At 71.3% G+C, this 18601-nt stretch carries 14 protein-coding genes; 4 read left to right on the top strand and 10 right to left on the bottom strand.

The genetic code is table 11. The features are described 5' to 3' along the window. Positions 1–121: 121 nt before the first annotated feature. The 4 genes from M1E25_RS19540 to M1E25_RS19525 form a co-directional block, all read right to left on the bottom strand. Positions 122–595 (bottom strand): phospholipase, encoded by a 474-nt coding sequence (locus tag M1E25_RS19540; RefSeq protein ID WP_251417405.1) that lies wholly within the window; start codon positions 593–595, stop codon positions 122–124. A gap of 482 nt (positions 596–1077) precedes the next feature. Then, entirely contained in the window at positions 1078–2817 is a 1740-nt protein-coding gene (locus M1E25_RS19535; RefSeq protein WP_251417403.1) for a flavin monoamine oxidase family protein, read from the bottom strand. Positions 2818–2875: 58 nt separating this feature from the next. Further along, positions 2876–3676 (bottom strand): carbon-nitrogen hydrolase family protein, encoded by an 801-nt coding sequence (locus tag M1E25_RS19530; protein WP_251417401.1) that lies wholly within the window; start codon positions 3674–3676, stop codon positions 2876–2878. Positions 3677–3965: 289 nt separating this feature from the next. Then, complete coding sequence (locus tag M1E25_RS19525; RefSeq protein ID WP_251417400.1) at positions 3966–4421, bottom strand: Lrp/AsnC family transcriptional regulator; 456 nt, start codon at positions 4419–4421, stop codon at positions 3966–3968. 180 nt (positions 4422–4601) lie between these two features. Between M1E25_RS19525 and M1E25_RS19520 the strand changes: the two genes are divergently transcribed. Further along, positions 4602–5630, top strand: a complete 1029-nt coding sequence (locus M1E25_RS19520; protein WP_251417398.1) for a GDSL-type esterase/lipase family protein — start codon at positions 4602–4604, stop codon at positions 5628–5630. A gap of 60 nt (positions 5631–5690) precedes the next feature. Here M1E25_RS19520 and M1E25_RS19515 read toward each other — a convergent pair whose 3' ends face one another. The 6 genes from M1E25_RS19515 to rpe form a co-directional block, all read right to left on the bottom strand. Further along, a complete protein-coding gene (locus M1E25_RS19515) occupies positions 5691–7127 on the bottom strand; it encodes a GuaB1 family IMP dehydrogenase-related protein (protein WP_251417396.1) in 1437 nt (478 codons plus the stop codon). 170 nt (positions 7128–7297) lie between these two features. After that, a complete protein-coding gene (locus M1E25_RS19510) occupies positions 7298–8443 on the bottom strand; it encodes an RNA polymerase sigma factor (protein ID WP_251417394.1) in 1146 nt (381 codons plus the stop codon). Positions 8444–8447: 4 nt separating this feature from the next. Continuing rightward, positions 8448–8855 carry a YciI family protein gene (locus tag M1E25_RS19505; RefSeq protein ID WP_251417392.1) on the bottom strand — a complete coding sequence of 136 codons (408 nt, stop codon included), beginning with the start codon at positions 8853–8855 and terminating at the stop codon, positions 8448–8450. Between the two features lie 203 nt (positions 8856–9058). Continuing rightward, positions 9059–10318, bottom strand: coding sequence for a cytochrome P450 family protein (locus M1E25_RS19500; protein WP_251417389.1), 1260 nt, complete (start codon positions 10316–10318; stop codon positions 9059–9061). Positions 10319–11102: 784 nt separating this feature from the next. Further along, positions 11103–12089, bottom strand: a complete 987-nt coding sequence (locus tag M1E25_RS19495; RefSeq protein ID WP_251417387.1) for a sugar-binding transcriptional regulator — start codon at positions 12087–12089, stop codon at positions 11103–11105. A gap of 129 nt (positions 12090–12218) precedes the next feature. Continuing rightward, positions 12219–12905 (bottom strand): ribulose-phosphate 3-epimerase, encoded by a 687-nt coding sequence (gene rpe / locus M1E25_RS19490; RefSeq protein WP_251417385.1) that lies wholly within the window; start codon positions 12903–12905, stop codon positions 12219–12221. Positions 12906–13062: 157 nt separating this feature from the next. Here rpe and M1E25_RS19485 point away from each other — a divergent pair, with 157 nt between their 5' ends. The 3 genes from M1E25_RS19485 to M1E25_RS19475 all read left to right on the top strand — a co-directional run bounded on the left by M1E25_RS19485 (position 13063) and on the right by M1E25_RS19475 (position 18589). Further along, entirely contained in the window at positions 13063–15177 is a 2115-nt protein-coding gene (locus tag M1E25_RS19485; protein ID WP_251417384.1) for an MMPL family transporter, read from the top strand. A 146-nt stretch (positions 15178–15323) separates the two neighbouring features. After that, positions 15324–16838, top strand: coding sequence for a PucR family transcriptional regulator (locus M1E25_RS19480; RefSeq protein WP_251417383.1), 1515 nt, complete (start codon positions 15324–15326; stop codon positions 16836–16838). Positions 16839–16972: 134 nt separating this feature from the next. Further along, positions 16973–18589, top strand: coding sequence for a purine-cytosine permease family protein (locus tag M1E25_RS19475; protein ID WP_251417380.1), 1617 nt, complete (start codon positions 16973–16975; stop codon positions 18587–18589). The last annotated feature ends 12 nt before the right edge of the window (positions 18590–18601 follow it).

The following is an 18601-nucleotide window of genomic DNA, read 5'->3' as shown; positions in this document are numbered from 1 at the left end:
GCGGCTTCCGGGTGCCGTGGGGGCCTCGCTGGGCTCAGGGGCCGTGCACCGATTTCAGGTGAGGGCCGGTTTCACGGAGAGAATCCGGACTCGGGCCGGAGACCGTCAGGCCTGTGCCCCCTCATCCGCCCAGGGTCGCGTTCTTGTATCCGAAAACGCTGACGGCCTCGTAGTACGTCCAGGCGGTGGCGTTGCAGGAGCTCTTCGTGGCTCCGCTGTAGCGGTTGCACACGCGCTTGAGGTCCTCGTAGAAGGCGCTGTCGAGACGTGACTTGTTGGCGTCGAACGTGCCCATGGCCTTGTAGTTGCGGTAGCCGAAGTCATGGCGGGCACAGGACTGTTCGAAGGGGAAGCCGAACGGATTGTCCGGCGAGTTGGAACAGAGGTCCGTCGACCAGTCGTAGCCGTACGCGGCCCACGCTCCCTGGTTGGCATTGGCGGCGATCCAGGCGTTCTGGCTGCTCGCGCTGGTCTGGGTCCAGCTCGCGAGTACCTGCGGCTTGTCCGCGGGGGCGGCCGAGGCGGCGGTGGCCGTACCGACGAGGGTCAGAGTGGCGATGAACGATGCGGCAATACCTCTCAGGACTTTTCGCATCTCATGTCCTCCCGTTGAAAAACGGCCCCGCCCGTCGGAGCCGTCTTTAGCGAGGACATGACAGCATGCCTGTTTTTCACATTGCCATACTCTGTCGATGAGTTGGCCGAAAAGCGGGCGAGGCCGCATATTCGGGAATTTTGTATTCCGATTCCTGCGGAGCGGATGACGGTGTGGTCAGCGCTACCGGACTCCCCCAGCCGGACACCGCCGTCGCGAAAACGCGAACCCGGCGAACGTGGCCGGTAGTTGCTCAGGGCAATGCATTCCGGAACGCACGGGACCGGCCCGTCAGGTCACCGGCGCCGCACACCGGAAGGGGAGACGACGACCGGGATGCGAGGAGTTCACCGGCGAAGACACCAGCACTCGGCGACAAAGCGACGAGGCGACAATTGCCCACAGTCGGGAGCGGGTTCCTGCCGCTCGAGGGTTTCGGGGAATCCGGGGCGCCGGCAACCGGCGGCACCCCGGACGGCCCGTCAGTCCTCCGGCAGCTCCACCGGCGCGATCGCGTCGTAGACGTCGCCCGGTCCGGGGTTGGACGGGTCCGTCCCGCCCCCGAACTGCTTCATGACGCCCCACACCGCGTTGAGCGCAGTCTGGACCGCGCCTTCCGCCCACCCCGCCGTCCACGAGATGTCGTCACCGGCAAGGAAGATCCCGCGCTTGTCCTGCGGGAGCCGGTCCTGCATGAAGTGGGTGAACAGGCGCCGCTGGTACCGGTAGTGGCCGGGCAGGTTCGCCTTGAACGCGCCCATGAACCACGGCTCGTTCTCCCAGGAGACGGTCACCGGGTCGCCGATGATGTGCCTGCGGATGTCGACCTTCGGATAGATCTCCGACAGCGACTTCAGCATGACGTCCATCCGCTCCTTCGCGTTCAACGGCAGCCACTTGAGGCTGTCGTCGCACCAGGTGTAGGAGAGGCAGATGACGGCCGGCCGGTCCGGTCCGTCGTCGAGGAGGTAGGTTCCCCGCGTCATGCGGTCGGTGAGCGTCATGCTCATCACGTCACGGCCCGTGGGTTCGCCCCGGTCGTCGACCTCCTGGTCCCGCCAGAACGGCCGGTCGACCGGCACGAAGAGCTTGGACGACTCCATGTAGTGGGTACGCTCCATCGCCGTCCAGTGATCGATCGGGAAGAGCGAGTCGTCGCAGTCGATCCGGGACAGCAGCAACCAGCTCTGTGCCGTGAAGACCGCGGCACGGTAGGTGCGGACGGCTCCCGAGGCGTCCGTGACCGTGACCCGGTTGCCGGCGGTGCGGTGCAACCGGGTGACCGCCGGGCGCGGCGCGCCGTCGTGCAGCGAGGCGAGCGAGGTCCCGTACGGCCAGTGCACGACCTTGGCCGGCTCCCGCTCCCACAGCCGCAGCGGCAGCTGCTGGCTGCCGCCGACGATGCCGCGGTGGTCGTCGTCCGCGCCGGTGTAGACGACGCGCAGGATCTCCAGGATCGAGTTCGGGAAGTCGGTGTCCCAGCCGCCGGTGCCGAACCCGACCTGGCCGAAGATCTCCCGGTGCCGGAAGGACTTGAAGGCCGGCGAGTCGCAGAGGAAGCCGTAGAAGGTCTGGTTGTCGAGCTTCTCGACGAGCTGCGACCAGATCTCGCGGATCCTCGGCACGTCGCGCTCGCGGATGGCGCGCTGCATCCCGGAGAAGTCGGCGCCCTCCTCCAGACAGCGGTTCCAGGCGTGCATGACCTGGTGGTAGACCTCGGGGAGGTCGTCGAGGCTGCGCGCGTAGTGGGACTCGCCCTTGAGGTCGACGACGGTCGAAGGGGTACCGGGGGACAGGGGGTTGGGGAACGGCTTGGTCTCCAGGTCGACGAGGTCGACGTAGTGGCGGAAGGCCGTCGAGCTCGGGGGGAAGCGCATGGCGCCCATCTCCGCCGTCAGCGGAGCGCCGTCCCCGGCGGCCGCGTCGCAGCCCTCGAAGCCCACCGTGCGCAGCCGGCCGCCGATTCGGTCGGCCTCGTAGACCACGGGCCTGAGGCCCATCTTCATCAGTTCGTACGCGGTGACGATGCCGGAGAGTCCGCCGCCGATGACCGCGACCTCGCTGCCGTGCTCGGTCGCCGGAACCGATCCGAGACCGGCCGGGTGGGCGAGGTAGTCGTCGTAGGCGTAGGGGAAGTCCGGGCCGAACATGGTGATCGGCGGGTCGGCCTGCGCCGCGGCGTGCTGCTCGTCGTGGACCGCGGTGGGCACCGTGGACGTCATGGGCTGAACTCTCCTGCGGGAAAAGGTGATTCGGGGTCTGATCGGAGTGGTCGGCGGCTCAGACCAGCGAGGTGTAGAGCGCCGGGCGGCGATCGCCGAGATAGGGATTGCGCAGCCGGGAGGCCGTCAGCAACGCGGTGTCGGCCTCGGCGACGAGAAGGTCGTCGTCGGCTCCGGCGCGGGCCCGCACCGTGCCGTCGGGGGCGGCGAGGCAGCTGAGGCCGGCGAAGTCGAACTCCCCTTCCCGGCCGCAGCGGTTGGCGTAGGCGATGTACATCTGGTTCTCCCAGGCGCGCACCGGGAGAACGGTCTGCGGGACGATCTCGAAGGGCCGCATCAGGGCGGTCGGCACCAGCAGCACTTCGGTTCCGGCGAGCGCGTGGGCACGCACGGTTTCCGGGAACTCCACGTCGTAGCAGATGAGCAGACCGACGGTGACACCGTCGACGACGGCCTGGACCACGGGGACGTCCCCGGGGGTGAAGTGGGCCGTCTCGAAGTCGCCGAAGAGATGGGTCTTGCGGTAGTTGGCCTGCCGGCCGCCGTCCGGGCCGATCAGCTGGACGGAGTTGTGGAGCGCCTCGCCGTCCCGCTCGGGGTAACCGTAGGCGACGGAGATGCGGTGCTCGGCGGCGATCTCCGCCACCCGCCGCGCGCCGTCGCCGTCGGCGGGCTCGGCCAGATCCCGGACAGCGCCGCCGAGGGCATAGCCCGTCAGATAGAGCTCCGAGGCGACCAGCAGCGATGCGCCGGCGGACTCGGCACGGGCCGCGGCGCTCTCGAGCGCGGTGAGGCTTTCGCTGCTGGTGGCGGGGACGCCGCTCGGACCTTGGTGCAGCGCAATGCGCAGCGGCGTCATGGTTCCTCTTGCGTGGTGCGGTGGGGCTCTTTCGGAGTGACGTCATCGACGGTACGGCCGGCTCTCGCGGCGGACAAGGCTGCTCCGTTGCGCACCGGCGTGCGATTCGTTGCGCGTTTCCGGCCCGATCCGGCGATTCGTTGTCTGATGGGCGCCGGTCACCGGTCGGGGTTCGACGCCATGGATGTCAGCCGCGGCCCGAGGGCCACCAGAGAGGGAGAAGCGCGTACCGATGCTGGTGCCGACTCCCGGTTCGCGCGCTCTCAACTGCGGTGCTCCGCAGGGCGGTTCAACCGGGAGTGCCCGAACCGTAGCGGCGCAGCAGCGGGGAGAGCACCAGCACGGACTTGGTGCGCTCCACGAACGGCTCGCCCGCGATCCGCTCCAGGACGCGCTCGAAATGGCGCATGTCGGAGGCGAAGACCTGGACGATGGCATCGGCCTCGCCGGTCACGGTGGAGGCGGAGGCCACCTCCGGGTATCGGGACAGCCCCCGGTGGATCGCCTCGGGCGAGGTGTTCCGGCGGCAGTACATCTCGATGAACCCCTCGGTCTCCCAGCCCAGTGCGGCCGGGTCCACCCGCACGGTGAACCCGGTGATGGCCCCTTGGGCGCGGAGCCGGTCGACCCGCCGTTTGACGGCGGGCGCCGACAGGCCCACCTCGGCGCCGATGTCCGCGTAGGAGCGGCGGGCGTCCTCGGCGAGGACGTGGACGATGCGTTCGTCGAGATCGTTGAGTCGCACGACGGGTGGATCACTTCTCCGAGGGGGCGTGTGGGCTCTGCCGGATGCGGCGCCGAAGCCGCATCTGAAGTACAACACGAGGCAGACGGGCTCTCGCAGCACCGGAAGATCACATTCCTGCGTGGGTCCGGCCCGGGGCGGGGTAGCCGGGATGCGACCCCTGACGAACGGCGGTGAGCGATGAGCGGCGACTGGCAGGATCCGGCGCCCTACCTGCGAGGTCTGTCCTGGTGGTACGAGGGTCGGCCGGTGCGGGCGGACCCCGACGACCGGCTGCGGTTGCCCCTGGACATGTGGGAGCGCGCGGCGCTGCCGGCCGGCGTCCGGCTGGAGCTGACGGCCGACGCGGGTGCGCGTCTCGAGGTGCGCTACCGCGCGGGCGAGCCCGGTCCGGCCGAGGCCCTCAGGGTGGCCGAGCCCGTCTTCGAGGCGTGGCGCGGCGACGTACCGCTCGATCGTGTACCGGCGGTGGTGGGCGAGGACGAGACGGTGCGACTGACCCTGCCGCCGGGCCTCGGCCCGGTCACCGTCCACCTGCCGGAGTCCCTGTCCCCCGTCGTCCTGGGCGTGCGCGGCAGCGGAGCCGTTGCCCCCGCACCCCCGCGACCGCGCTGGGTCGTGCACGGCGACTCCATCACCGAGGGCTGGCTCGCCACCCGCCCTGCGCTGAGCTGGCCGTCCGTCGTGGGACGCACTCTCGGGCTCGACACGGTCAACCTGGGCTACGCGGGTTCGGCGCACGGCGAGGCCGCGTGCGCCGAACAGATCGCCGCGCTCCCCTGCGACCTGATCACCCTCGCCTTCGGCACCAACTGCTGGTCGGGAGTGCCGGCTTCGGCTGCGCTGCTGTACGAGACGACGCGGACCTTCCTCGACCTCGTCCGGCAGGGCCGGCCCGGTACGCCGCTGCTCGTCGTGTCCCCGCCGCTGCGTCCCGAGGCGGAAGACGTCCCGAACCGGCTGGGCGCCACGCTCGGCCGGTTGCGCGACGCCCAGGAGTCGGCGGTGCTGGAGCGTGCGGCAGCCGGGGACCGGCATCTGGCACTGCTGCCGGGCCTCCGGCTGCTGGGTCCGGAGCATCTCGCCGACGGTCTGCACCCGAACGACGACGGGCACGCGACCTTGGCCGCCGCCGTCGCGGACGCCCTGCGCATGGCCGTCACCCCGCCCTCAGCCGGCGGCGGCCGCCGCCGGCTGAGGGCGGGGTGACGGCAGGCGTGCGCTGCGCCTGCCGTCACCCGCGGCCGGGCCCCAGGGGTCCGGCCGCGACTACCAGCTGGCATGCAGGGGCTTGCCCTCCGCGTACCCCGCAGCGCTCTGCACTCCGACGACGGCGCGCTCGTGGAACGCTTCCAGGGTGTCGGCGCCCGCATAGGTGCAGGAGCTGCGGACCCCGGCGATGATCGAGTCGATCAGGTCCTCGACTCCGGGCCGGTCCGGGTCGAGGAACATCCTCGACGTGGAGATGCCCTCCTCGAACAGGCCCTTGCGGGCCCGGTCGTAGGCCGATTCCTCGCTGGTGCGGTTGAGCACGGCGCGGGCCGAGGCCATCCCGAAGCTCTCCTTGTACGGGCGGCCGTCGGCCGCGTGCTGGAGGTCCCCCGGCGACTCGTAGGTGCCCGCGAACCAGGAGCCGATCATGACGTTGGAGGCACCGGCTGCCAGGGCCATCGCGACATCACGGGGGTGCCGGACCCCTCCGTCCGCCCAGACGTGCTTGCCGAGCCGGCGCGCCTCGGCGGCGCACTCGAGAACCGCGGAGAACTGCGGGCGGCCCACGCCGGTCATCATCCGGGTGGTGCACATGGCGCCCGGCCCGACGCCCACCTTGACGATGTCCGCCCCGGCTTCGACGAGGTCGCGGACGCCCTCGGCCGCGACGACGTTGCCGGCGACGACGGGGACCTGGGGATCCAGCGCGCGCACGGCCCTGAGCGCGTTGATCATCGACTCCTGGTGGCCGTGCGCGGTGTCGACCACGAGGGTGTCCACACCGGCGTCGAGCAGGCCCTCGGCGCGCCCCGCGATGTCGCCGTTGACGCCGAGGGCCGCGGCGATCCGCAGCCTTCCCCGGTCGTCGGTGGCCGGGGTGTAGAGCGTGGCGCGCAGTGCCCCCTTGCGGGTGAGGATGCCGGCCAGCCGCCCGTCGCGGTCCACGGCGGGCGCGAGCTTGCGGTGGGCGGAGTCGAGACGGTCGAAGGCCTCGTGCGGGTCGATGTCCGCGGCGAGCAGCAGGAGCTCCCGCGACATCACCTCGGACAGCTGCGTGAAGCGGTCCACGCCGGTGAGGTCGGATTCGGTGACGACGCCGACCGGACGGCCCTCGGCGACGACGACTCCCGCGCCGTGCGCCCGCTTGGGCAGCAGGGACAGTGCGTCGGCGACCGTCGAGTGCGGCTCGAGCACGATGGGCGTGTCCAGGAGCAGATGCCGCTGCTTGACCCATCCGATGACCTCGGTGACCACGTCCAGCGGGATGTCCTGCGGGATGACGGTCATGCCGCCCCGGCGGGCGACCGTCTCGGCCATGCGGCGGCCGGCGATCGCGGTCATGTTGGCGACCACGAGGGGAATCGTGGTGCCCGTCCCGTCGGGCGACGACAGGTCGACCTGCTGACGGGAGCCGACCGCGGAACGGCCGGGCACCATGAACACGTCGTCGTACGTCAGGTCGTACGACGGTTCGATGTCGTTGAGGAAACGCATGCTGACTCTCTCACCTGCTGCTTCGCGTCGGGGCTGGTGGGGAGTTCAGTGCCGTCCGGCATCCGGAGCGGTCTCCGGCTCCTCGATCATCATCTCCGATGACCCCCGTCCGTGGCCATCCAGGGTCCCGCACGGCCGTCACGGAGGCCGGAAGAGCCGATCCCGACCCGTCAGCGGCACCGGGCATTGAGCCGGGCGGCCCGGCGCGTCAGGTGGTCACGCTCGGCGAGGTTGGAGGCCTGGCATGCCGCCTCGGCGTACAGACGTGCGGCCGTCACCAGGTCGCCGTCGCGCTCGTGGAGGTGCGCCGACACCGCCGCATGGCGGGGCATGGAGGCGTCCACCTCCGCAAGCGCCGCCAGCCCGGCGCGCGGCCCGTCGGCCTCACCGACGGCCACCGCGCGGTTCAGTCGGACGACCGGGCTGCCGGTAAGGCGTACGAGCTCGTCGTACCACTCGACGATCTGCCCCCAGTCGGTCTCTCCGGCGGTGGGTGCGTCGGCGTGGAGTGCAGCGATGGCGGCCTGGGCCTGGTACTCCCCCAGCCGGTCGCTGGCGAGAGCCGCCTGGAGGATCTCGATGCCCTCGGCGATCGACTCGGTGTCCCACCGGCTGCGGTCCTGTTCGGCGAGCGGCACCAGGCTGCCGTCGGGCGCGGTCCGGGCGGAGCGCCGTGCGTGGTGGAGCAGCATGAGGGCGAGCAGACCCGCCACCTCGGGATGGTCGATCGCGGCCGCCAGTTGCCGGGTGAGCCGGATGGCCTCGGCGGCGAGGTCGACGTCGCCCGAGTAGCCCTCGTTGAAGACCAGGTAGAGGACGCGCAGCACGGTGGCGACATCGCCGGGCCGGTCGAACCGCACCCCGGAGACGGTGCGCTTGGCACGGCTGATGCGCTGCGCCATGGTCGCCTCGGGGACCAGGTAGGCCCGGGCGATCTGGCGGGTGGTCAGCCCGCCGACGGCGCGCAGCGTGAGCGCGACCGCCGACGACGGCGTGAGGGACGGGTGGGCGCACAGGAAGTACAGCCGGAGCGTGTCGTCCACCGCGGGCCCGGGCGCCGGCTCCGCCGCGTCGACGCTGACGAGGTCCTCACGCCGGCGGCGGGCGGTGTCCGCCCGGGCCCGGTCGAGGAACTTGCGCCACGCGACGGTGACCAGCCAGCCCTTCGGGTCCTGCGGAGGACCGGCCGGCCAGAGGCGGACCGCCTCGACCAGCGCGTCCTGCACGGCGTCCTCGGCCGCCGCGAAGTCGGCTCCGCGGCGGACGAGGACGGCGAGCACGCTCGGCGTGAGGCTCCGGAGCAGGGCCTCGTCCATCTGTTCACTCCGTGACGGTGGGCGGCGCGGTCAGGAACGGGCGGACCTCGAGCCACTCGTGGATCGGCTTGCCGCCCGCCCCGGGCGCGGCCGACAGTTCCCCGGCCAGCTCGACGGCCCGCTCGTGGCTGTCGACGTCGATCACCATCCAGCCGGCGATGAGGTCCTTCGTCTCGGCGAACGGGCCGTCGGTGACCGGCGGGAGTCCCTCGCCGTCGTACCGGACCCACGTCCCCTCGGGGGCGAGCGCCTGGCCGTCGACGAACTCGCCGGACCTCTCCAGCCGGGCCGCGAAGTCGTTCATGTACTGCACGTGCGCCGAGATCTCCTCCGGCTCCCACTGGTTCATGGGCACGTCGTTGACCGGAGCCGGGGCGCCGCGGTAGTGCTTCAGCAGCAGGTACTTGGCCATCGTGGTTCTCCTCGGTGCTGGTGCGACCCATTGTGGTCGCGTTCACACCGGGGACGGAGCCGGTCACGGGTTCTCGACACCGCCGCGCGAGGTTTTTTCCGCTCTCCGGACGACACGCATGCCGGTGATCTCCGCGAGCCTCCCACCGCGCAGATCACCGGCACACGAGGCGCCCGGATGCCGACTCGGTGCTGCTTGGTTTCTCAGGCTGCGAGAGCCTGCGGCTCCAGATGGACGGGCAGCGCCTGGAGGCCGTTCATCCCGTAGGACGTGAGGGGGACGAGGTCGCGGTCGGCCACGGCCGCCGTCAGTCGGGGGAAGCGCGTGAAGAGCGCCCGCAGGGCGATCGCGGCCTCCACGCGGGCCAGCGGCGCGCCGATGCAGAAGTGGGCACCGGCGCCGAAGGCGATGTGGGAGCGGTTGTTGCGGGTGATGTCGAAGCGTTCGGCCTGCGGGATCACGTCGGCGTCGCGGTTGGCGGAGGCAAGGGCGACCATGACGGGTTCGCCGGACCGGACCAGGGTCCCCGCGATGTGCGTGTCGCGGGTCGCGAACCGCAGGTAGATGCCGCGGACGGGTCCGGACCACTGCAGACCGGCCTCGACCGCGTCGGCCCAGTCGTGCACGCCCCGCTGCAGCCGGTCGAGCTGATCGGGGTGGGACAGCAGGGCCCGGACGGTGTTGGTGATGAGATTGACGGTGGTGTCGTGGCCGCCGAGCAGGAACAGCAGAAGCGTGTCGATGAGTTCCTGTTCGCTGAGCCGGTCGCCGTCCTCCGCGTGGGCGGCGATGAGTGCGGTGGTCAGGTCGTCGCCCGGGACGCGCCGCTTGCCGTCGACGAGCCGCCGCAGCTCGCTCTGGATACCGAGGTGGGCGGCCTGGAGTTCCTCTGGTGTGGGCGTGCTGCTGAGCAGGGTCTCGAAGTGGGTGTGCAGGGCGTTCCGGTCGCGCGGGTCGGGGACGCCGAAGAACTCGCAGATCACCGCCATGGGCATCGGGTAGGCGAACTCCGCCTTGAGGTCGGCCGGTCCGTCGGCGGTCCCCGCCGCAAGACGGTGGAGGAGCCCTTCGGTGATCTCCTCGATGCGGGGGGTGAACTCCCGGATCCGGCGCGGGGTGAACGCCTGGGCGATCAGCGTGCGCAACCGCCTGTGGTCCGCGCCGTTGGCGTTGAGCATGTTCGCCCCGGCCAGGATCGGCAGCAGCGGCCAGCCCTGCGGAACCCGGCCCTCCTGGAGGGCCCGCCAGTGCGCGAGGCCCTTGGCCAGGTCCGGGTGGTGGTCCAGCACGGCCTTCGAGGCGGCGTGTCCCGTGGTCATCCAGACCGGCACCCCGGAGACCGTCACCGGGATGATCGGACCGTACCGGCGCAGGAGTTCGCCCTCGGTGTGGAGGTCGGCGGCGTCCGGGTCGAGGGCGCCCACGGGGTGGTCGAGTGTGTGGACTGCGGGACAGAGAACCATGGCGCTGCCTCCACAAAACGGGTGGCCGGACGGGACGCGTGGACCGGCCGGGGTGCTGCCGAGCGCCGGCCGGACCGCTGTCCCGGTACCGGGTGCGGGTGTTCAGGCGCCGGGTGCTGCGGACTCGGCCGTTTCCGATCGCACCCGTCCCTACCGAATGTGACGGCCGGGGCCCGTACCCGACAGGGCGCACGGTCGCGTGGAACGCCGCGGCCGTGGGTTCGTGGGTCGCCCCGCCCGGCCGGTGACTGTCCGGACGGGACGGCTCGAGGGCCGTACGAGCTGACCGGCACGGTGTCCGGGCCGGTCAGCGGCGGGAGCGGGCCGAACCCTGGCCGGAGGCGGTCCGAGGTTCACGAGGGGAGCACACCCAGCGTTGCCGTTCGAAGGGTGTTCGGCAGAACTGACCGCGTCATAGTCGGATGTCAAGGACCGTATCGGCCCTGCCCGGCAGAACCCGCGTTCCTGCCGGTTCCAGGGGGCACGCGACGACCGTGCCGCAGCCTCGCTGGGTGTCTCCACGAACCGGCGTCGCGTCGCTGAACTGCTTGTTCACCCGCCCGTCGGCGCCGGCTGGGCAGTTCGGCAGCCGTCGTGAGGAGGACCGTCCGTGCGGGCACGGCCAAGGGACCGGCTCCGTCATCGGCGAGCGGTCCGTCACCTTCCGGATGCTCCCGTGCGCCCCTTCCGGAGAGGCTTGCCGACGCTGTCACGGGGAAGCAGGAAGACCTGCCGCGGCACGGGCCGTCCGGCACCGCCGGAGGAGACGTCCGGGGCGGCCGGGTCAGCCGTCCGGGTCTGCGCGGTCCAGAGCCGGGCGCGGGCCGGGAACGCTCTCGTGGAGCAGGAAATCGGCGGCAGCGGTGTCCGTGACCAGGCTGGTGACCAGGCCGGATCGCAGGACGGCGCCGATCGCCGCGGCCTTGCGGCGGCCCCCCGCGATGGCGACGACCTCAGGGATCCGGCGCAGCCGGTCCGCCTCGACCGTGATGCAGCGCTCCTGCAGGTCGCGGCCGATCCGCCGGCCCTCGGAGTCGAAGAGGTGGGCCGACATCTCGGCGGCGGTGCCGAGCGAGGCGTAGTGGGCGCGCTCGTCGTTGGACAGCATGTCGTACACCGTCGAGACGCCCGGCTCCCACGAGCCGATGGACACGCACGCGACCGTGACCTTGTCGAAGTACTCGAAGGCCCGGGCGATACCGGTCTGTCCGCGCAGGGCGGCGGCCGTGGCGGGATCCGGCAGCAGCATGGGTGCGTAGATGGGGTGCGCCTCGCCCCCGGAGACCTGCGCCGCCCGGCGCACCGCCTCGACGGAGCCGCGCTCGGCCGTCCCCGCGTCGTACACCCCGGTGAGCTGGACGACCGTGCAGGGCGGAAGGCGGTCCAGGGCGGCGGCCATGTGGATGGTGGAGCGGCCCCAGGCCAACCCCAGAACGTCCCCCTCCGTCACGAGTTCACCGAGCAGGCCGGCCGCGACCTCGCCCAGGTTCTCGGGGTCGGGTGCGTCGTCCGCGGCGTCGGCCGGGGACTCGACGACGACGGCATGCCGAAGGCCGTACCGGGCCCGCAGGGCGTCGGAGCGTTCCGCGTCGAGCTCGGCCGGCACCCGGATCTCGATCCGGACGAGATCGCGTTCGAGCGCGGTCTCCAGCACCCGCGCGACCTTGAAACGGCTGACCCCGAATTCCTCCGCGATCTGGATCTTGGACTTGCTCTCGAGGTAGAAGCGGCGGGCCATGGCCGCCGCCTGCACCAGCTCAGCGGGTCCCATCCGGCCAGTCGACACCGCGATCTCCTCACTGCTCAATTGCTCGATCTGATGCTCATCCTGTCAGACGCCATAGGAGTCGATCATCCTCGCGCGTCCCCGGCCTGCGGCGACCGGAGCGAGACCCCCGGGTCAGTGGGCGCAGGCCCACGGAGCCTTGTGCGTCGCCTCCTCGGCCTGGTTCCGCAGCGCCTCGACGGCCGCTGCGGGGTTGTCCGCCCCGTAGACGGCCGATCCGGCGACGAACACATCGGCGCCCGCCTCGGCACAGCGTTCGATGGTGGACGCCGAGACCCCGCCGTCCACCTGGAGCCACAGCTCGAGCCCGTTGCGGGCGATCAGTTCCCGGGTACGGCGGATCTTCGGCAGCATGACGTCGAGGAACGCCTGGCCGCCGAAGCCGGGCTCGACGGTCATGACCAGCAGCATGTCGAGTTCGGGCAGCAGGTCCTCGTACGGCTCGATCGGGGTGGCCGGCTTCAGTGCCATCGACGCCCGCGCGCCCTTGGCCCGGATCTCGCGGGCCAGGCGCACCGGCGCGGCCGCCGCCTCGGCGTGGAAGGTGACCGAACCGGCCCCGGCCTCCACGTACGCAGGCGCCCACCGGTCTGGGTCCTCGATCATCAGATGGCAGTCGAGCGGCGTGCCGGCGGCCCGGCTGAGGGATTCCACGACCGGCACGCCCAGGGTGAGGTTGGGGACGAAATGGTTGTCCATGATGTCCACATGAAGCCAGTCGGCGCCGTCGACGGCCTTCGCCTCCTCCGCCAGGCGCGAGAAGTCGGCGGAGAGGATACTGGGGTTGATCTGCACGGCCATGGCACAAGCCTGCCATGGCCGACGGCTGCGCACGGACACGGAACGGGCACATTCCGGAAGCCGTCGGGCCGAATCGTATGGGGAACTGTTTCGTGGGCGTCCGCCGGGCACGCTCACCGGCGATGGGGGCCCTGTGTCGAACAGACCGCGTGGGAGCGTGGCGTGGCTGGTGTGCGGCCGCCGCTCCAAGTGGCTGGTGCTGCTGCTGTGGCTGCTGGTGCTGTTTGCGCTGGCACCTCTGGCCCAGAAGCTCGGTGACGTCGAGGACAACGACGCGGTCTCGTGGCTGCCCGGGGGCGCCGAGTCGACCCAAGTGCTGGAGCTGTCCAAGGAGTTCCGGCCCGAGACGCTACCCGCCGTGGTGCTCTACGCACGGGCGTCCGGCCTGACGGACGCCGACCGCCGGGAGATCGCCGGAGCAGCGGCCCGCTTCCGGACTCTGGACAAGAACGGCATCCGCGGCGAGCAGACCCGCGGCCCCGTCTACAACAGCCCGTCGGCTCCCCGGGCCGCCCTGGTTCTCGTGCCGGTCACGGTCGGTGAGAAGGGTTTCGACAGTGTCGCCGAGGCCGTCGACGTCATCCGCCGGGACGTGGGCGGTGGCGGCGGGCTCTCGGTCCACGTCACCGGACCGGCGGGTACCGCGGCGGATTTCTCGGAGACCTTCGCGGGAATCGACTCGACCCTGCTGCTGGCGGCCCTCGCCGTCGTGGTCGTGGCCCTGCTGATCACCTACCGCAGTCCGACGCTGCTGCTGGTTCCGGTGGTGTCCGTGGTGGCCGCGCTGCTGTGCGCACAGGCGATCGTCTATCTGCTCGCCGCACACGCCGATCTGACGGTCAACGCGCAGAGCGCCGGCATTCTCACGGTGCTCGTGTTCGGCGCCGGCACCGACTACGCCCTGCTGCTGGTCGCCCGCTACCGCGAGGAACTGCGCCGCCACGAGGACCGGCACGAGGCGATGGCGCTCGCCCTGCACCGGGCCGGGCCGGCCGTGCTGGCGAGCGGTGCCACGGTCTGCATGGGCATGCTCGTGCTTCTGGTCGCCGAGATGAACTCGACCAGCGGCCTGGGACCGGTGTGCGCGGTCGGCGTCCTGATCGGCGTGATCGCCATGCTCACGCTGTTCCCGGCGCTGCTGGTGATCGTAGGGCGGTGGGTCTTCTGGCCGCCGATCCCCCACCAGGGGACCGTCGAGCCGACGGAGAAGGGACTGTGGGCCCGCGTGGGCAGGCGGCTGGCCGTGCGGCCGCGGGCCGTCTGGGTGATCACGGCCGTGGTCCTGGGCGCGGTGTCGTTCGGCATCCTCGGGCTGCGTGCCGAGGGCATCAGCAACGCCGATGCGTTCACCGAGGACAAGGAGTCGATCACCGGGCAGCGGCTGGCCGCACGGTACTTCCCGGCGGGCAGCGGCGACCCGCTGCTGATCGTCACCCGTACGGGCACCGAGCGGGAGGTCGGTCGGGTGGTGGCGACCACCCCCGGTGTCGTCCCGCGGTCGATCGGGATCCCGCAGGGTGCGGCGCCCCGGCACGACGGCAGGGTGCTGTTCGAGGCGACGATGACCGCGCCGTCCGACAGCCAGGCGGCCAAGGACACCGTCCGGCGCGTGCGCGACGCCGTGCACACGGTACCGGGGGCCGACGCGAAGGTCGGCGGCGGCACGGCGGCGCTGCTGGACGCGCAGACGGCGTCCTCCCGCGACAACGTCGTGGTGATCCCGCTGGTGCTCGTCGTGGTGCTGGTGATCCTCACCCTGCTGCTGAGGGCCCTGGTGGCGCCCCTGGTGTTGATGGCCACGGTGGTGCTGTCGTTCGCGGCCGCTCTGGGCATCAGTGCCCTGGCCTTCCGTCACGTCTTCGACTACGCAGGCGAGGACAGCGCGTTCCCGCTCTTCGTGTTCGTCTTCCTGGTGGCCCTCGGCATCGACTACAACATCTTCCTGTCCACCCGGATCCGCGAGGAGTCCGCCCTGGAGGGCACCCGCCGCGGAACGCTCACCGCCCTGGCCGCGACCGGCGCGGTCATCACCTCGGCCGGTCTGGTACTCGCCGGCACCTTCGCGGCGCTGGGGACACTGCCGCTCACCGGCTTCTCCGAGATCGGTTTCACGGTCGCCGTCGGCGTGCTGCTGGACACCTTCATCGTGCGGTCCGTCCTGGTCACCGCACTGTTCCTGGACGTCGGGCCGCCCATGTGGTGGCCGCACCGGCTCAGCCGCCGCCCGGACGAACCCGAGCACAGCGGCACGGCGGGCACCCCGGAATCCTGACCGGCCGATCCGCGCGGGGCAGGTGCGGACGCCGCCGCGCGGACCGGCCGGAAAGCACCCGGCTCAAAATCCGGCAAACACGCCATACTGGACGTAATCGAATCCGCGCCCCTCGCAGGCCCCGGCCTGTGCGCCCGGGAGAACAGATGCCGTCCTCGCTCAGCTTCCTGCTGGCGCGCCGGGACCTGGCTCTGAAGGCGATCGTGCCCGCCGAACCGGACCGGCCGGTGTGCCGCGTCCATGTGAGCGAACTCGACGATCCCACCCCCTACCTCGAGCCGGGCGAGCTTCTGCTGACCACCGGGCTGCAGCGCACCGAACCGGACCCCGGGTGGGACGGGTACGTCGCCCGGCTCGCCGAACGGCGGGCCGCCGGACTCGGATTCGGAGTCGGCCCGGCACATGGCGAGATCCCCGGTGCGCTCGTCGAGGCCGCCCGCCGGCACGGCTTCCCGCTGATCGAGGTCCCGTCCGCGACGCCCTTCATCGAGATCAGCAAGGCCGTCGCCGGGGCCGTCGCCCGCGACGAGCAGCAAGGCCTGCTCGGAGCGGTCCAGGCCCAGTACAACCTGACGCGCGGAGCGCTGTCGTCCGGCGGGGTCCGCGAGGTCGTCAACCGGCTGGCCCGGGCTCTCGACTGCTGGATCCTGCTGCTGGACCCGACGGGGTCCCTGCGCTGCGGGGCGCCGGAGTCGGCCCGCAAGCACGCCGCCAGGGTGCGGATCGAGATCGATCGGCTGTACACCGCGGACCCGCAGCGCAGCGTCGCGCTGACCATGGCCGGGGAGAGCGTCGCGATGCTGCCGCTGCCGGTGCACGGCCGGATCGGCGGCTTCCTGGTGGCCGGCCGGGCCACCGCGCTCAGCCCGGTCGAACGGTCGGTGCTGACCACCGCGGTGGGGCTGCTCTCCCTGGACCTGTACGGACGGTGGGACCTGCGGGAAGCCGACCGGCGGGCCCACTCGGCCGTCGTCCAGCTGGCGGTGAGCGGTCACTGCGACCTCGCGGTCCGGCTCGCGGAGACCCTCGCCGTCCCCTTCCCGGACCCGCCGCTGCGCATCGCCGTGCTGGGCGCTCCGCACGAGCAGTTGCCCGATCTGCTGCAGGCTGCCGAGGACCATCAGGCGCTGCGCATGATGTCCGCTCTGACCGCTTCCCACGAGCCGGACATGGTGCTCGTCGTGCTCTCGGAGGCCGAGGGCGAGACGACGAGCCTCGAAGAGGTCCTGATGCACGTACCGCACTCGCGCGGAGCGGTCAGCGATCCCGCCCCGATGAACGAACTGCCCGACGCCTGGCGGCGGGCGCGCGCCGTCTTCCATGCCTCACCGTCGTCGGGCCGTCTCGTTCTCGCCCGGGACCTCGCGGCGGCGGGACTGCTGAAGCATCTGCGCACCCCGGACGCCGCCGGCTGGGCCGGGTCGCTGCTGGAACCGCTGGACCGTCACGCGAACCGGTCACGGCTGGACCTGGTGGCCACGCTCCACGTCTTCCTCTCCCACAACGGCCTGGTCGACGCCTCCGCATCGGCACTCGGCATCCACCGCCACACGCTGCGCTACCGGCTCAACCGGATTGCCGAACTCCTCGACTGCGAGCTGGACGATCCCACGGTCCGCGCCGAACTCTGGATCGCCCTCCGGCTTCGCGAACAGTCCTGACCTGCGAAATCACCCAGTGGGCCAAAGCCCTTCGCCGAGCTGTCCCAACCGCGCATTGGTCGGGGACGTCTTCATCCGGAGTCTGGCTTGCACGCCTCGCCAGGAGAGTCCGGCGAATGCGTGGGAGGTTGCGCATGTCCCGAGAAGCAACCGAGCGAGCCGAGCTCGAGGTCTCGTTCGAAGACGACCCCAGAGTGGTGAAGGAAGCGGCGACGGAGGACTACTCCACACACGTCGTTCCGCGTTCCTGGCGCAGCGGCCGGCTGTCGCTGTCCATGGCCTGGGCCGCACTGTTCAGTGCGATGTTCTGGCTGGTGGTGGCCGCGTCGGTGGCCTCCGCCGTGGGCACCGGGCCGGCGCTCGTCGGCATCGGTCTGGCCGTCGCCACCCACGGGGGGCTCAACTACGTGCTGTCCCGCTACGCCGCCCGCACGGGCCTGACCGTCGCGCTGATGTCGCGCCGCATGTTCGGCTACTTCGGCGCCGTGCTGGCCCCGCTGATCTTCGCCGCAACCGCGATCTACTACGCGGTGTTCGAGGGATCCGTGGTGGCCGTGGCCCTGCATCACTACTTCGGCGGCATGGACATCGCCTTCTGGTACCTGGTCGTGGTGGCCTACAGCGTGCCGCTGGTGTTCGGTGGCGTCCGCGCCTGGCTCGACAAGCTGAACGGCGTCCTGCTGCCCTTCTACGTCATCGGCCTGACCGCCGCCGTCATCTGGGCGGGCGTCCGCTACGGCTTCAGCGGAGACTGGCTGCATGTCCAGGCCACGGCGCCGGCCGTCCCCGGGGTCCCCGGATGGCTGTTCGCCTACACGACGTACATGGGCGTGTGGATCATGATGATGTACACGATCGACTTCGCCCGGTTCTCCAAGGAGCGCGACGCCCGGTTCCACGGCGCGGTCACCTTCGGCCCCGTCTTCTACCTGGCGACCTTCCTGGTCAACGGACTCATCGGGATCTACCTGGCCTCCACCGTTCCCACCGAGGGCGGCTTCAGCGAGGTGTCCGTCGTGTACGCGGTGGTGGGGCTCATGGGCCTGGCCGGAGTCGGCCTGATCTGGGTCAGCCAGACCCGCATCAACACCGCCAACTTCTACCTCGCCTCGACGAACCTCGAGGCCTTCTGCTCCCGCCTGTTCAAAGTGCGGCTGCACCGCACGGTGTGGACGGTCGCGGCCGGCGTCCTGGTCTACCTGCTCATGCTGACCGACGTGCTCAGCTACCTCCTCACGGCACTGCAGTGGCAGGGCGTGTTCGTGGTGGCCTGGGTCGGCATCGCCCTCACCCACATCGTGCTCGCCGAGGACGACCGCGACGGCCTGCCCGAATTCCGGCCCGGACGGCTGCGTCTGATGACGCCCGGCGTCCTGGTCTGGCTGGCGGCCGCCGGCACCGGCATCGCGATGGCCGAGTTCGGCGGCCCCACCGCCGCGTCCTGGTCCGCCCCCGCCAGCCTCGCCCTGGCCGTCGGCGGCTACGCGGCGGCGCTGAAGCTCGGCCCGGGTCCGCTGCTGCACCGCGGGAACGACCCGCGCGACGAGGTCGACGACATCTGGGAGGCCCGCATCCGCTGCCACGTCTGCGACAAGCACTACGTGGCCGTCGAGATGGACCGCGACCCCAGTGCGCAGCACGCCGCGATCTGCTCCGGCTGTGCCGCCGAGAGCCCGGGCTTCTATCACGCCGCCCGTGCCGAGTCCGCAGAACGGCGCGCCCCGAAGGCCCCCGCGCTCAAGGGCGCCTGAGCAGCCGAGACC

The organism is Streptomyces meridianus, from assembly GCF_023703325.1.
GTDB lineage: Bacteria > Actinomycetota > Actinomycetes > Streptomycetales > Streptomycetaceae > Streptomyces > Streptomyces meridianus.
The sequence above is the reverse complement of the archived record's forward strand: the minus strand, read 5'-3'. Positions and strand labels throughout refer to the sequence as shown.

Coding starts and splice junctions, on each gene's coding strand:
- M1E25_RS19520 (WP_251417398.1), top strand. CDS start 4,602: ATGAGCGGCGACTGGCAGGATCCGGCGCCCTACCTGCGAGGTCTGTCC.
- rpe (WP_251417385.1), bottom strand. CDS start 12,905: ATGGCCGTGCAGATCAACCCCAGTATCCTCTCCGCCGACTTCTCGCGC.
- M1E25_RS19510 (WP_251417394.1), bottom strand. CDS start 8,443: ATGGACGAGGCCCTGCTCCGGAGCCTCACGCCGAGCGTGCTCGCCGTC.
- M1E25_RS19535 (WP_251417403.1), bottom strand. CDS start 2,817: ATGACGTCCACGGTGCCCACCGCGGTCCACGACGAGCAGCACGCCGCG.
- M1E25_RS19500 (WP_251417389.1), bottom strand. CDS start 10,318: ATGGTTCTCTGTCCCGCAGTCCACACACTCGACCACCCCGTGGGCGCC.
- M1E25_RS19475 (WP_251417380.1), top strand. CDS start 16,973: ATGTCCCGAGAAGCAACCGAGCGAGCCGAGCTCGAGGTCTCGTTCGAA.
- M1E25_RS19480 (WP_251417383.1), top strand. CDS start 15,324: ATGCCGTCCTCGCTCAGCTTCCTGCTGGCGCGCCGGGACCTGGCTCTG.
- M1E25_RS19505 (WP_251417392.1), bottom strand. CDS start 8,855: ATGGCCAAGTACCTGCTGCTGAAGCACTACCGCGGCGCCCCGGCTCCG.
- M1E25_RS19515 (WP_251417396.1), bottom strand. CDS start 7,127: ATGCGTTTCCTCAACGACATCGAACCGTCGTACGACCTGACGTACGAC.
- M1E25_RS19530 (WP_251417401.1), bottom strand. CDS start 3,676: ATGACGCCGCTGCGCATTGCGCTGCACCAAGGTCCGAGCGGCGTCCCC.
- M1E25_RS19540 (WP_251417405.1), bottom strand. CDS start 595: ATGCGAAAAGTCCTGAGAGGTATTGCCGCATCGTTCATCGCCACTCTG.
- M1E25_RS19495 (WP_251417387.1), bottom strand. CDS start 12,089: ATGGGACCCGCTGAGCTGGTGCAGGCGGCGGCCATGGCCCGCCGCTTC.